Raw genomic sequence first — 13,711 nt, forward strand, 5'->3', positions numbered from 1 at the left:
GTTGGCGCCATGGATGGCGCCATCGAGCCCCCATGGATGGGTTTACGGCGTGTCCCGCGACCCCATCCCGCCCTGACCAATCACATGAAACGCACTTCGCGACCAAGCCACGAGGGGCTGCGCCGTTGGCGGGAATCCCGTACTGATTCGTTAGCCGGAAGTTAAAGATCCGTAAGCATTCTGCTGCGATCCCGCCGTCATCTGCATGCAACCGATCGTCATTAGCCTTCGTGACGTTCCAGTCAGGTTCGACGCGGTAAGCTCTCCCTCGATGAGCTCGCAGCATCGCTCATCGAGTGCAGTACGCAGTAGCAATTTGGAGGAATACATCACATGGCAATCGTTCTTTATGTCGGTGGTAGCAAGGATGGCGAGAAGGGCGTGGTGCCCTACGGCTTCAGCAAATCCCGCGCCGACACCGCGCTGGGGCCGGAGTTCTACACGGAGCGGTTCATGGAACTGCAGGGTGTCGGCAAGGTCCGCCTGATGGCCCTGGAAGGCATGCGTGACGAGATCGTCATGCAGCGCGCCGCCCGCCACTACCGCTGACCTTCGTAACACGCGGCAGGGCGCGCCCACCATCGCGCGCCCGCGCCGGCATCCCAGCCCAGGGCCAGTCCGGGCCCGCGCTTTGCCAGGATGCCGGCGTCCAATCCGGCTACGCCGCTGAACCTTGCGCCCTGTCAATGCCTTGTCCGGCTCCGTCGCGGGTTGCCAGAATGGGGTCTTCCCGTAATGCGGCACAGACCTGAAGCAATGCACGACGCCAAGAACGCCCAGAGCGCGCTCGCCCAGCAGATCGCCCAGACCATCGCCGACGAGATCGGTGCCCAGTCCGCCCAGGTGCGCGCCGCCGTCGGCCTGCTCGACGAGGGCGCCAGCGTTCCGTTCATCGCGCGCTACCGCAAGGAAGTGACCGGCGGCCTGGACGACACCCAGCTGCGCAACCTGGAAGTGCGCCTGACCTACCTGCGCGAGCTGGAGGACCGTCGCGCAGCGGTGCTGGCCAGCATCGGCGAACAGGGCAAGCTCAGCGACGAACTGCGCAACGACATCCTGGCCGCCGATACCAAGAGCCGTCTGGAAGACCTGTACCTGCCGTACAAGCCCAAGCGCCGTACCCGCGCCCAGATCGCCCGCGAGGCGGGGCTGGAGCCGCTGGCCGATGGCCTGCTGGCCGACCCGACGCAGGACCCGCAGAGCTTTGCGGCCAGCTTCGTCAATGCCGACAAAGGCGTGGCCGACACCAAGGCTGCGCTGGAAGGTGCGCGCGCGATCCTGATGGAGCGCTGGGGTGAAGACGCCGCGCTGGTCGGCGAACTGCGCACCTGGCTGGGCGAAACCGGCGTGATCCGCGCGCGCGTGGCCGAGGGCAAGGAAACCGAAGGCGCCAAGTACCGCGATTACTTCGATCACGCCGAGTCGTTGGCGAAGATTCCCTCGCACCGGCTGCTGGCGCTGTTTCGCGCGCGCCGCGAGGAGATCCTGTTCCTGGAGCTGGACCCCGGCAGTGATGCCGAGGCCGGCCACCAGTACGCCGAAGGGCGCGTGGCGCGCAGGGCCGGCATCGCCGACCAGGGCCGCGCCGCCGACCGCTGGCTGCTGGACGCCTGCCGGCTCACCTGGCGCGCCAAGCTGCACACGCACCTGCTGCTGGACCTGTTCAACCAGGCCCGCGAGAAGGCCGAAGCCGAGGCCATCGCGGTGTTCGGCGACAACCTGAAGGACCTGTTGCTGGCGGCACCCGCCGGCCCGAAGACCGTGCTCGGACTGGACCCGGGCATCCGCACCGGCTGCAAGATCGCCGTGGTCGATGCCACCGGCAAGCTGGTGGCCACCGACACCATCTACCCGCACGAGCCGCGTCGCCAGTGGGAGCAGTCGCTGCAGACGATCAAGCAGCTGTGCGCCAAGCACAACGTGGAACTGATCGCGATCGGCAACGGCACCGCCAGCCGTGAAACCGACAAGCTGGCCGGCGAAGCGATCAAGGCTGCTGGCAACCCGAAGCTGCAGAAGGTGGTGGTCAGCGAGGCCGGCGCGTCGGTGTACTCGGCGTCCGAGTTCGCGGCCAGGGAGTTCCCGGAGCTGGACGTGTCGCTACGTGGGGCGGTGTCGATCGCCCGCCGCCTGCAGGACCCGCTGGCCGAACTGGTGAAGATCGAACCCAAGGCCATCGGTGTCGGCCAGTACCAGCACGATGTGGACCAGTACCGTCTGGCGCGCGCGCTGGATGCCCGCGTGGAGGACTGCGTGAACGCGGTGGGCGTGTACGTGAACACCGCTTCGGCTGCACTGTTGTCGCGGGTGTCCGGCCTGTCGGCCACGGTGGCCGAGAACATCGTGCGCCACCGTGATGCGAACGGCCCGTTCAAGCGCCGCAAGGACCTGCTGAAGGTGGCGCGCCTGGGCGAGAAGACCTTTGAACAGTGCGCGGGCTTCCTGCGCATTGCCGACGGTGATGAGCCGCTGGATGCTTCGGCGGTACACCCCGAAGCCTACCCGGTGGTCGAGCGCATCGTGGCCAGCACCGCGCGCCCGATCAAGGCGCTGATCGGTGATGGCAGCTTCCTGCGCGGCCTGAAGGCCGAGCAGTTCACCGATGCCACCTTTGGCGTGCCGACCGTGCGTGACATCCTCAAGGAACTGGAGAAGCCGGGCCGAGACCCACGCCCCGAGTTCAAGGCGGCACGCTTCGCCGAGGGCGTCGAGGACATCAAGGATCTGCGCGAGGGCATGGTGCTCGAGGGTGTGGTAAGCAACGTGGCGGCCTTTGGTGCCTTCGTCGATATCGGTGTGCACCAGGATGGCCTGATCCACATTTCGGCCCTGTCCGATACGTTCGTGAAGGACCCGCGCGACGTGGTCAAGGCCGGCGATATCGTCAAGGTGAAGGTGCTGGAGGTGGACGTGGCGCGCAAGCGCATCGCCCTGACCCGGCGCCTGGACGATACCCCCGGCCAAGCCACCAGCCGCCCGGGCCAGCGTGATGAGCGCGGCCATGGGCAGGGTCCGCGCCGCGATGCAGGCGGCCAGAACCGCGGGCCGAACCGGGGCCAGGGCAATGGCGGCCGTCCCGCCGCGTCCGCGCCCCCGGCCAACAACGCCCTGGCCGAGGCCTTCGCCCGCGCCAAGCGCAGTTGAGGACCGTGTTCCCCGTCACGCTTGATTCGTGGCGGGGGACTTGTCGATTTTCCCCGTGATTGCGCACACTTGCGCTTGAGGGGAGGCGTCCGGCCACCCCGCTGTTGCTGGGGAGGGCCATGACGCCAGCAGGACCCGTCGTCTTCGTTGAGGTCTGCAGCGTCGCGCTGCGGCCGCTGCCTCCCTGTGCGGGCCGGGGTACGGGTTGATGGCCGGCCAGGGAACCAACGGCAACGGGTTGCTGGAGCGGCGCCTGCAGGCGCTGGCCGAAGAGCGTCGTCGCCTGGCGATGATCATTGACGGCACCGCCGCCGGCACCTGGGAGTGGAACGTGCAGACCGGCGAGATGCGGGTCAATGCGCGCTGGGCGGAGATCGTCGGTTATCGCCTGGAAGAGCTGGAGCCGGTGTGCCAGAAGACGTTCCTGAAGCTGGTCCATCCCGATGACATCGTCCTGTCCGACGCGGCACTTGAGGATCATTTTGAAGGCCGCAGCGACAACTATGTCTGCCTGCTCCGCATGCGCCACAAGAACGGCCAGTGGATATGGATCCACGACCGTGGCCGCGTGTTCGAATGGGATGGGCAGGGACGACCGCTGTGGATGGCCGGTGCGCATGCCGACGTGACCGAGCTGCAGCAGGCGCGGCAGGACGCCGCCGAAAGCCGGCAGCGGCTGCAGGCCGTGGTCGATGCGTCCGACGAGGTGGCGGTAATCGCGACCGATACCGAAGGCACCATTACCCTGTTCAATACCGGTGCGCAACGCCTGCTGGGATACAGCGCGGAGGAAGTGGTCGGACAGCGGCGACTGGGTGATTTCCACGATCCGGACGAGTTGGCGGCATGGCTGCGCCCGCTGGCGGCTGCGGACGGACGCCTGCCGGGCGCGTTTGAAGCCCTCAGCGCCCGTGCCGATGCGCAGACCTATTCAAGGCAATGGACATTGCGGCGCAAGGACGGCCAGCCACGCCAGGTGCGCCTGTCGATCAGCCGCATGGATGGTGCCGGCGGCGCGCGCATCGGCTACGTCGGCATGTCCATCGACATCACCGAGATCCTGCAGGCACGTGCCGAAGCACGCCTGGCGGCGGAGAAATTCGCCGGTGCGTTCACGTCGGCGGCGCTGGGCATGGCGCTGGTGTCGCTGGAGGGGCGCTGGCTGGACGTCAATGACGCCCTGTGCCGGATCCTGGGCTACCCCCGCGAGGAACTGCTGCAGGTTGATTTCCAACGCCTGACCCACCCCGATGACCTGCAGGCCGACCTGGCCCTGGTGCAGGATCTGCTGGCCGGGCGGCGCAGTCACTATCACCTGGAAAAGCGCTATCTCGATCGCGACGGCAAGGTGATCTGGGCGCGGCTGTCGGTCTCGCTGGTGCGCAACGAGCATGGCGAGCCGCTGCATTTCGTGTCGCAGATCCAGGACATCAGCGCCCAGCGCAGCAGCGAACAGCGCCTGTTCGAGAGCGAGCAGCGCAGCCGCATCACCCTCGATGCCGTGGCCGATCTGGTGCTCAGCGTCAGTCTGGACGGTCGTATCGATTACGCCAACGCCGCTGCTGTCCGCACCCTCGCCGGTGATGGCGCGCTGTCGCTGGCAGGGCACAACGTGCAGGACGTACTGGCGCTGACCACCGAATACGCGCCCGGCTCGGTGCTTGATGTATCCGTGCTGCTGGACCCGGAAAGCAATGCGGTGGACCTGCATGCCGACCTTCTGCTGCGCCTGGGCACGGCCACGATCCCGGTCGATCTGACCCGCGCCTGGCTGCGCGATGACGAGGGCCATGTGCGCGGCGCGGTGTGGGTGCTGCGCGACGACACCCAGCAGCGGGCGCGGCAGCGCGAAGCCCGCCACCTGGCCGAGATCGATCCGCTGACCGAGCTGAGCAACCGTCGTGGCTTCGAGGTGCATCTGCAGCAGGCGATCACCCGCGTGGAGCGTACCGGCCAGGCCGCCTCGCTGATGTACATCGACCTGGACCGCTTCAAGCCGGTCAACGACACCTGGGGCCATCTGGCCGGTGACGCCGTGCTGTGGGCGGTGGCCAGCGTGCTGCGCCACGGCGTGCGGGATTCGGATGTGGTGGCGCGGCTGGGTGGGGATGAGTTCGCGGTGATCCTGTCCGGTTGCACGCCGCGTCGTGCAGCGCGCATTGGCGGCGAGCTGCTGCACACCCTTGCGTCGCTGTCGATTCCGTGGGACCAGGACCGCCTGCATGTGGGCGCCAGCATCGGCATCGCGCCCTTGACGGGCGGGATGAGCGTCGACCAGGCCGTGGCGGCGGCCGATGCCCAGTGCTACCGGGCCAAGGCAATGGGCCGCAACAACGTGCAGGTACAGGGCGAGGCGAGTGAGCTGCCGGGCGGCGACATCGATCCGACCGAGGGCTGATCTCAACCTGTGAGAGGGCGTGCGCGAATACTCCGCGCACTTCCCCTCCTACAGGTGGTCCCATGAATGTCTGCAACCCGGTGACGCTGCGTGCCTACGCCCCGGCAATGGTCGGCTGGTGCCTGGCCCTGGCCGCCTGCCTGCGTGCGGAACAGCTGCGCGGCGACCTGCACGCGCAGGCCCTGCTGCCGGTGCTGCAGGGCGGCGCGGTCGCCTTGCTGGTGTTCACGCTGTCCTGCATCGGTGCCGCCAGCATCATGCTGTGGCGGGCGGGCAGGAACGCGGTGGAGTGATGCGGCGGATGGTTACCGCATCCCCCATGCGCAGTTGCGTCAGCGCAGTACTTCATCCGAACTGACCAGCTGCACGTCATGCATCAGGTTGAGGTAAGCCTCGTAATAGCCCTTGTGTGACGCGCCGACGATGGTCAGCATGCGGGTGCCTGGATGCTGGCCGAGCACGTCGCGCATGTTGGCGACCATGCGCAGGTTACGGGTTTCCCAGTAGCCCAGGTAGTTGCGGCCGAAGCCTTCCGGTGAGGGTTCGACAAGCGTCGCGCCGAAGTCGCTGTTGAACGCCACCATCGCGGTCTCGGGTGCGTTGTAGGCGCGATACATCGCGAGCAATCCTTCCGGCTGAACAAGATTGGCTCCGAGCCGTTCATCAGCCGCCCTGCGTGCTTTGACGAAGGCGTTGTCCCAGGCGCCGCGTATGGCGGCAGCGTAGGCCTTCTGCTGCGATTCCGGTATGGGCGAATCCGCAGTGTGGTCGTCCACCGACCACAGGCGCTCCAGTCCGAGGCGTGCGGCAAGCACGCCGGCCACCAGGACGGCCTCGTTGCGGCGGGTCATGCGCGTGTCGAGGAACTGCACCAGCTCCGGAGTCAGGCTGTCGGCCGCACGGCGTTCTTCCCGGGGCAGCCGCAGCCATTGGACGACTGCCGAGCTGCTCTCGCCCGCAGCCAGGAAGACTGCGGCCAAGCGACGTCGCTGGGCAGCGCTTGGCGCCTTGGGCCAATCTGCAAGCAGGCGTTCCATTTCCACGTTGGCGCTGGGCACGTCCAGACCGGTGGCGGCCTGCGCCGGTGCCGGATCGACGCAGTAGTCCGCGACGCTCTCCGCGTATCGGGCCGGATTGCGGCGCATGAAGTCACACTGCAGGCCGGACACGTTCTCCACGGCGATCGCGGTGGGCCGCCAGGCCTCCAGGCGCTGCAGCAGAGGTTCCAGCATTGCCGGCGTGAAGGCCTCCGGCAGGCTCGACAGGTGCGGGCTGCCCAGCACCAGTACCTGGTTGGGGCGTCCTGCGGGGGGGCCCTTCAGCTGGTCCGGGTGGAAGGCCGGTCGATAGGCGGTGCCGGTCGCCAGCGCACTGCTGCTGCATAGGGCCAGGAGAAGAAGGCTGGCAAAGCGAGGGAACATGCGATCTCCATGTAGATGAGCATCCTGCGGGACCTTCATGCTGGTCGTTTTCCCCTGCGGGCGAACCCCGCATCGGTCATGTAAACCTTTTTTCCTTGAGCTGCATCCTTCTGTCGGCGATGTGGTCGGCTGCCTCCCGGCGCCTGCGCTGTACAGCGTTCCGCCAACCGGTGGCGGAACGGATCCGGTCCAGCCGTTCATTGGCCCAATGCCTTGGTGTGAAGGCGGGGACACGTGAAAAAGGCGTGAAGTACACGGCAATCGTCCACCGCATTCCGCCTGCAATGGACGGAGTTGCGACGGACGTCGCGGAATGCCGCTAAAGCGGCCGACGGCATCGCCGATATCCCCTCTGGATCCCGCTCCAGTTGCCCGCCGCAGGACCCCAGACTGCCCCCGATGGGCGGTCCGCGCAGTGTGTTCCGCCGCTTCCAGATGCCGATCGCAGCCGCAGCAGACGTTCTTGGCAGTCGCTCGAGAGGTGCCGGTTGGCACCTGTAGTCCCTGGCAACTGATGTTGCCGCCGGGCATCCCGCCCGTCGGGTCACAACCGCTTACCGGACACCGAGGATCAGACAATGCTCATTCCAGGCTTCATGGCAGGCGCGCAGGCGCCGGACGAGCTGCATACCCGATGGTCGCCGTGGCGTACGCTGCTTGGCGTGCTGGCGCCGCAGCAACGCACCGGCACAGCGAAGGCGATGACCGACCGCACCGAGCTGGAGGCGCAGGTGGCCGCGCTGCATCGCGTGCAGGCCGTCATCGAGTTCGCGCTCGACGGAACCATCCTGCAGGCCAATGACAATTTCCTGCAGGCGATGGGGTACCGGCTGGAGGAGATCCAGGGCAGGCATCATTCCCTGTTCGTCGACCCCGAGCAGGCGCGCAGCGCCGAGTACCGCGACTTCTGGGCGCGCTTGGGGCGCGGCGAATATGACGCCGGACAGTACCGCCGCTTCGGCAAGGGCCAGCGCGAGATCTGGATCCAGGCCTCGTACAACCCGGTGCTGGACCGCCAGGGGCGGCCGTACAAGGTGGTCAAGTTCGCGACCGACATCACCGCGCAGAAGCTGCAGGCGGCCGACTCGGCGGGGCAACTGGCCGCGATCGCCAAGTCGCAGGCGGTGATCGAGTTCAGCATGGATGGCCGCATCCTGTCGGCCAACGACAATTTCCTCGCCGCCACCGGCTACAGCCTGGACGAGGTGCGCGGGCAGCACCATTCGTTGTTTGTCGAGCCCGGGCATCGCAGCAGCGTGGAATATCGCCAGTTCTGGGAGAAACTTGGGCGCGGCGAATATGATGCGGGCCAGTATCGGCGCCTGGGCAAGGACGGGCGCGAGGTCTGGATCCAGGCTTCCTACAACCCCATCCTGGACCTCAACGGAAAGCCGTTCAAGGTCGTGAAGTATGCCGCCGACATCACCGCGCAGGTGCACGAGAACCAGGTCATGCAGCGCGCCGTGGCGCAGACCCGAGAGGTGGTGGCTGCCGCCAAGCTGGGTGACTTGACCCAGCGCGTAGCCACCGCCGACAAGAGCGGGCCGATTGCCGAGTTGTGCGAAGGCGTGAATTCGCTGGTCGAGGCGATGGCCGCGATCATCGGCCAGATCAAGTTCGCGGCCGACACCATCGCCGTGGGTGCGACTGAAATCGCGCAGGGCAACAGCGACCTGTCGCAGCGCACCGAGCAGCAGGCGGCCTCGCTGGAGGAGACTGCGGTGTCGATGAAGGGTCTTGCCGAGACGGTGCAGCGCACCGCAACCAATGCCCGCCAGGCCAGCCAGCTGGCCGGTGGGGCAGCCGATGTCGCCGCGCGGGGCGGCAATGTGGTGCATGAGGTGGTCGAGACGATGGCGGTGATCAATGCCTCATCGCGGCGCATCGTCGACATCATCGGGGTGATCGACGGCATCGCCTTCCAGACCAACATTCTTGCGCTGAACGCAGCGGTGGAGGCCGCGCGCGCCGGTGAACATGGTCGTGGCTTCGCCGTGGTTGCCACCGAGATCCGTGAGCTGTCGCAGCGTTCGGCCAGCGCAGCCAAGGAGATCAAGCACCTGATCGATGCGTCGGTGGCCAATGTCGGCGCCGGTACCGCGCAGGTCGAGAGCGCGGGCCGCACCATGGATGAGATTGTGACAAACGTGCGCCGGGTCAGTGACCTGATGAGCGAAATCAGCACGGCCGCGCAGCAGCAGAGCGACGATATCCAGCAGATGAACCAGGCCGTCGATCTGATTGACCAGGGCACCCAGCAGAACGCGGCCCTGGTCGAGGAGGCGTCGGCGGCGGCGCGCAGCATGGAAGAACAGTCGGCGCAGCTGCTGCAGACCGTGGCCAGCTTCCGCGTGCAGGGCGCGGCAGGGCAGCGGCAGGGAGCGGCGGCGCTGCACGCCGTCTAGGCCCGGCGGTTGCATCTGTCTTCCGTAGTATCTGCGTCGCCATATACGCGGTTGCGACCGGCGCGCTTGGCCCGATACAGGGCCTGGTCGGCGCGTTCGACCAGGTCGCGCGGATCGTGCTCTTCGCCCGGTGCCTGCCACGCCACGCCGACGCTGATGGTGACGGTGGCCTCGGGGGCGGGCAGGGCAGCCGCTTCGACCGAAGCGCGGACCCGCTCGCCCAGGGCCATGGCGTGGGCGGCATCGGGCGAGGGCAGGGCAGCGATGAACTCCTCGCCGCCATAGCGGGCCAGCAGATCGTCACCCCGTTGCAGGCAGCCATCAAGAATGGCGGCGACCGACTGCAGGCGCTGATCTCCTTCCGGGTGGCCATAGGTGTCATTGAGGCGCTTGAAGTGGTCGATATCGATCATGAGAACGGCCAGGCCCAGACCTTGGCGCCGCGCGCGGCGGTGGGCCGCGCCAAGCGATTCATCGAAGCTGCGTCGGTTGCCCAGGCCGGTCAGTGGATCACGCCGTGCCAGTTTTTCCAGCTCGTCGCGCTGGCGCTGGATCTCCACCTGGCTCAGCACGCTGCGCAGGGCATAGCCGAGCAGGGAGCCGATGAAGCCGACCGTGGCCAGGGTCGGCTGCAGGCGCGCGACCAGAAGCGCCACCAGCATCAGCAGCAATGGCAGCATCAATGGTACGCCGGCATCGATGATGCGCCGCAGGCTGCGGGATACCTCCACTGTCGGGTAGCGACGATGGCTGCCCGCCAGGGTGGCCAGCAGCACGAACAGTCCACTGATCAGCAGGTCGCCCCAACTGCCGTCGGGCACCTGCGGCTGATAGGTATTGATGTAGAAGGCCAGCAGAAAGTAGCCCAGCGCGTAGATCGTCAGCGTCCGGAAAAAATCGCGGCGGTCCGGATCGTCCTCGGCCAGGAAACGGATCAGTGCGAAGCAGAACACCAGGCTGTTCTGCATGCTGCTCATGGTGTTCAGGCACTGCGTCCACAATGCGGCGTTGAAGTGCGCCATCGCCCGCGTGTGCCCGTAGTACAACAGCCACAGCAACGCGATGATCAGCAGGTCCACCGCGCGGATGCAACGGTTGCCGCCTCCCGGGCTGGCGGCAACGTAGGTCAGGGGGATGCGGTAGAACACGTACAGGATCAGCGAAGACACGGCCGTCTGCGCGGGATCCAGGCCCGTCACATTGCGGTACAGCAGGGCCAGCAGGGCCAGCGAGAACAGGCCCACGGCCGCGCCCAGCGTCCGCCATTTGCAGGCGGCCTGGTGGCTGTCACGTGCACGCCGCACGCAGGCCAGTGCAGCCAGCAGCGGTGCGGTGATCAGCATCAGGTAGGAGCCGACCGGGTCCTGCGGGCCGATAAAGGCAATGACGAGCGCGTGCGTAACCAGAAAAAACAGCGCCGCACGCAACGTCATGCATTCCCCCACCCCCAGCTCCGGCTGGGATCACGATAGGCAGAAGCACGTGAGGCTTGCAAGAAAAGTGTGCGCTGTGTCTATTTAAATACTTGCCGGAAGTCGCAGTTGCGTTCCTCTGTGTTGGCGCGGAGCCTGTGCCGCGGGCGTTCATCCAGAAGGCACGGGTGTCCCCACGCGGTCGAGGGTGCAGCCGCGCTTGGCCACGCCCGGCAGTGAGAAGCAGCGCGACCAGAGCGTCGTGTCATCCGCGTGAGGTGGACGCAGCCGTGCGGTCGGGATCTCGGGGAGCGAGGGCAGGGCGGGCGTTGGCATCAATCCCAGTTCCGGCGCCCGGCACTGGAAATGCAGAAGGCCAGGTCAGGGACCTGGCCTTTGATGCAGTGGTGCCGGTGAAAGGACTCGAACCTTCATGGGGTTACCCCCGGCTGATTTTGAGTCAGCTGCGTATACCATTCCGCCACACCGGCAGGCAGCGTGCGAGTGTAACCGAGGTCGGCAGGGCTTTCATAGAGGCAAGGCCAATCGGGGCGCTTCCTGTCGGCATCGGCTCTGTGGTGGCTATACTGCGCCGGCTTGAATGCCTCCAGGAGCGGTGCCGGATGACAGTGTTGCAGGACCTGAGGGTGCTGGTGGTCGAGAACGACGAGATGAGCGCAGCCTTGCTGCAGATGCAGCTGGTGCATGCCGGCGCGACCGTGGTCGGGTTGGCGGCGAGCGTGGCTGAAGCATTGCGCATGCTGGAAGACTCGGCCCCGGATGTGGCCCTGCTGGACTATCGCCTGGCCCGCAATGAGACCAGCGAGCCAGTGGCGGCAGCACTGTCGGCGCGCGGCGTACCATTCGTGCTCGCCACCGGAATGCTGGCTGAGCAGCTGCCCGAGTCGATGCTGGCCGGAGTACTGCTGGTCAAGCCGTATCTGTCGGCGGATCTGACCAGGGCGCTGGCCCGTGCGGTGGGTCGTTCCAGCGCAACGGCGTGAGAACGGCGCTTCAGCCGGCCTCCTCGTACACGTAGCGGATGTCCTCGCGGTCGTCGAGGACGCGGTACTGCCCGGCCAGGTTGTCCGGATCGGGATTGAGCCACGCATCCAGATGCTCCCTGCGGATCGGTATCACCCCGCGATCGTGACCTGCGGCGGCGACATCGCGTGGCGGGGTGTCGGTGATCGTGGCGAACGAGAGCAGGCGGCCTTCCGGTCCCTCCCATTCGGCCCAAAGGCAGGCCAGCAGCAGGTCACGTGGCGGATCGGGGCGGAACTCGAGCACCACGTCCTGTTCCTTCTCGTCGGCACCCAGCATCCGGCCGGCGATGGCATGGCGTGGGACGTGCTCATAGAACGCCTGCACCACCACGACGCCGTGGCGCAGGCCAAACGCACCGCGCCAATAGCCTTCCAGGCTGTCGCGCCTGGCGTTGTAGGTGCCGGGGTACAGGACATCGTTGCGCGCCGTCTTGTCCGGCAGCCGGCATTGGTAGCGCATCGGCTTGATCACGCGTTTGCCGCCATCGCTGACCATGACCGGTGCATAGGTGCCGGGAAAGATGCGGTTGTCGCGTGGCAGCAGCTGCACCCGGTGCAGGTCTTCCAGTCGGGCTTGCGCGCGGCCGATGCGGTTGCCGGCCACGCGCAGGTCGTTGCGGGCTTTCTGGGTGGGGCGGGTCGCCAGCGTGGCATTGGCGATATCGCGTCGCTCGCGCTGGCGGGCCAGTTCCGCTTCCAGTTGCTGCCGTTCCTGCGCATGCCACTGCTGGATTTTCGCGACGATATCGCGGCCCTGCTCGGTGCGCGCGCCGGCAAAGCCGTCGTCCATGGCCTTCGGGGTCTTCGGTCGCTTCTTGCCGGGATCGTGCGCGTACAGCTCGGCGAACTCTTCCAGCGACAGGATGGCGCCGAATTCGCGCACCAGCTTGGCGTAGTCGGCGCGGATCAGGGCGGAGTAGCACATGGGAACTCTGCGGGCGTGGGTCGCAGCGGCTGCGACATGGATAAGGCAGGATAGCCCGACCTACAGGGAGATAGCGCATGAATGATTCCGTCGCCTGCCAGTTCCGCGACGCCGTGCCCACGGTTGAAGACTATTGCCAGCTGCGTGTACTGGCGGGCCTCAGTGCCAAGAGCCAGGAGGCGGCGGCACGCGCGCTGCCCAATACTCTGTATGGCGTGTGTGCCTACCAGGGCAACGAGCTGGTGGCGATGGGACGCATCGTCGGCGATGGCGGCTGCCACCTGCAGGTCTGCGATATCGCCGTGTTGCCGCGCCTGCAGGGGCAGGGCCTGGGCAAGGAGGTGATGCGTCGCCTGGATGGTTGGATGCAGGCCAACCTGCCGCCATCGGCATATGTCAGCCTTCTGGCAGATGGCGAAGCGCACCGTTTGTACGCGCGGTTTGGTTTCGCTCCCACCGCGCCTGCATCGATCGGGATGTACCGGCGGTTCTGAAGGCGGGTGGCGGTGAGGGCATCCACACATGGCGTGGACCTGCCCGGGCCCTGCAGTAGATCCACGCCATGCGTGGATAGAGTCCTTCCGGGAATCGCAGGCAAAGAAAAACCCCGGCCGAGACCGGGGCTTTCAAAGAATTGGCGTCCCCACGGGGATTCGAACCCCGGTCGCCACCGTGAAAGGGTGATGTCCTAGGCCTCTAGACGATGGGGACGCACGAAAACTTCAAGTTGTAGAACCCTCGACGGCCTGGTGTCGAAAGTGGTGGAGCCAAGCGGGATCGAACCGCTGACCTCCTGCATGCCATGCAGGCGCTCTCCCAGCTGAGCTATGGCCCCAGTGAAACTCCGGATGATCTGCCGGGAGCAGAGTCCGTTTTGAAACTGGCGTCCCCACGGGGATTCGAACCCCGGTCGCCACCGTGAAAGGGTGATGTCCTAGGCCTCTAGACGATGGGGACGCA

The 13,711-nt window shown here is 66.6% G+C and carries 10 protein-coding genes and 4 tRNA genes; 7 read left to right on the forward strand and 7 right to left on the reverse strand.

Annotation, left to right across the window (positions count from 1 at the left end; all coding sequences use genetic code 11):
• The first annotated feature begins 333 nt into the window (after positions 1-333).
• The 4 genes from O0J15_RS18130 (at position 334) to O0J15_RS18145 (ending at position 5,835) form a co-directional block, all read left to right on the forward strand.
• The gene (locus O0J15_RS18130; protein WP_005410085.1) at positions 334-549 is read left to right on the forward strand and encodes a hypothetical protein; all 216 of its coding nucleotides are present in this window, start codon (positions 334-336) and stop codon (positions 547-549) included.
• Positions 550-756: 207 nt separating this feature from the next.
• Positions 757-3,144, forward strand: coding sequence for a Tex family protein (locus tag O0J15_RS18135; protein ID WP_019660258.1), 2,388 nt, complete (start codon positions 757-759; stop codon positions 3,142-3,144).
• A 208-nt stretch (positions 3,145-3,352) separates the two neighbouring features.
• A complete protein-coding gene (locus tag O0J15_RS18140; RefSeq protein WP_111099252.1) occupies positions 3,353-5,542 on the forward strand; it encodes a PAS domain S-box protein in 2,190 nt (729 codons plus the stop codon).
• 62 nt (positions 5,543-5,604) lie between these two features.
• Positions 5,605-5,835, forward strand: a complete 231-nt coding sequence (locus O0J15_RS18145) for a hypothetical protein (RefSeq protein WP_019660256.1) — start codon at positions 5,605-5,607, stop codon at positions 5,833-5,835.
• A gap of 39 nt (positions 5,836-5,874) precedes the next feature.
• Here the strand turns inward: O0J15_RS18145 and O0J15_RS18150 are convergent, their stop codons facing one another.
• Entirely contained in the window at positions 5,875-6,963 is a 1,089-nt protein-coding gene (locus O0J15_RS18150; RefSeq protein ID WP_308306078.1) for a DUF5694 domain-containing protein, read from the reverse strand.
• Positions 6,964-7,541: 578 nt separating this feature from the next.
• Between O0J15_RS18150 and O0J15_RS18155 the strand changes: the two genes are divergently transcribed.
• A complete protein-coding gene (locus tag O0J15_RS18155; RefSeq protein ID WP_308306079.1) occupies positions 7,542-9,368 on the forward strand; it encodes a methyl-accepting chemotaxis protein in 1,827 nt (608 codons plus the stop codon).
• Here O0J15_RS18155 and O0J15_RS18160 read toward each other — a convergent pair.
• Both O0J15_RS18160 and O0J15_RS18165 read right to left on the reverse strand, forming a co-directional pair.
• On the reverse strand, positions 9,365-10,801 hold the full coding sequence (locus tag O0J15_RS18160; protein ID WP_134735598.1) for a GGDEF domain-containing protein: 1,437 nt from the start codon (positions 10,799-10,801) through the stop codon (positions 9,365-9,367). The two genes, O0J15_RS18155 and O0J15_RS18160, sit on opposite strands and share 4 nt — an antisense overlap.
• Before the next feature lie 384 nt (positions 10,802-11,185).
• Positions 11,186-11,271 (reverse strand) — tRNA-Leu (locus O0J15_RS18165).
• A 132-nt stretch (positions 11,272-11,403) separates the two neighbouring features.
• Here O0J15_RS18165 and O0J15_RS18170 point away from each other — a divergent pair.
• Positions 11,404-11,784, forward strand: coding sequence for a response regulator (locus O0J15_RS18170; protein WP_021204524.1), 381 nt, complete (start codon positions 11,404-11,406; stop codon positions 11,782-11,784).
• A gap of 10 nt (positions 11,785-11,794) precedes the next feature.
• Here O0J15_RS18170 and O0J15_RS18175 read toward each other — a convergent pair whose 3' ends face one another.
• Positions 11,795-12,751, reverse strand: coding sequence for an SOS response-associated peptidase family protein (locus tag O0J15_RS18175; RefSeq protein WP_019660251.1), 957 nt, complete (start codon positions 12,749-12,751; stop codon positions 11,795-11,797).
• Between the two features lie 77 nt (positions 12,752-12,828).
• Here O0J15_RS18175 and O0J15_RS18180 point away from each other — a divergent pair, with 77 nt between their 5' ends.
• Positions 12,829-13,245 (forward strand): GNAT family N-acetyltransferase, encoded by a 417-nt coding sequence (locus O0J15_RS18180; protein WP_019660250.1) that lies wholly within the window; start codon positions 12,829-12,831, stop codon positions 13,243-13,245.
• A gap of 141 nt (positions 13,246-13,386) precedes the next feature.
• Here O0J15_RS18180 and O0J15_RS18185 read toward each other — a convergent pair.
• The 3 genes from O0J15_RS18185 to O0J15_RS18195 all read right to left on the reverse strand — a co-directional run bounded on the left by O0J15_RS18185 (position 13,387) and on the right by O0J15_RS18195 (position 13,708).
• Positions 13,387-13,462 (reverse strand) — tRNA-Glu (locus tag O0J15_RS18185).
• A 48-nt stretch (positions 13,463-13,510) separates the two neighbouring features.
• A tRNA-Ala gene (locus O0J15_RS18190) sits at positions 13,511-13,586 on the reverse strand.
• Between the two features lie 46 nt (positions 13,587-13,632).
• Positions 13,633-13,708, reverse strand: a tRNA-Glu gene (locus tag O0J15_RS18195).
• Positions 13,709-13,711: the final 3 nt, after the last annotated feature.

Source organism: Stenotrophomonas sp. Sm10 (assembly GCF_030985515.1).
GTDB lineage: Bacteria > Pseudomonadota > Gammaproteobacteria > Xanthomonadales > Xanthomonadaceae > Stenotrophomonas > Stenotrophomonas hibiscicola.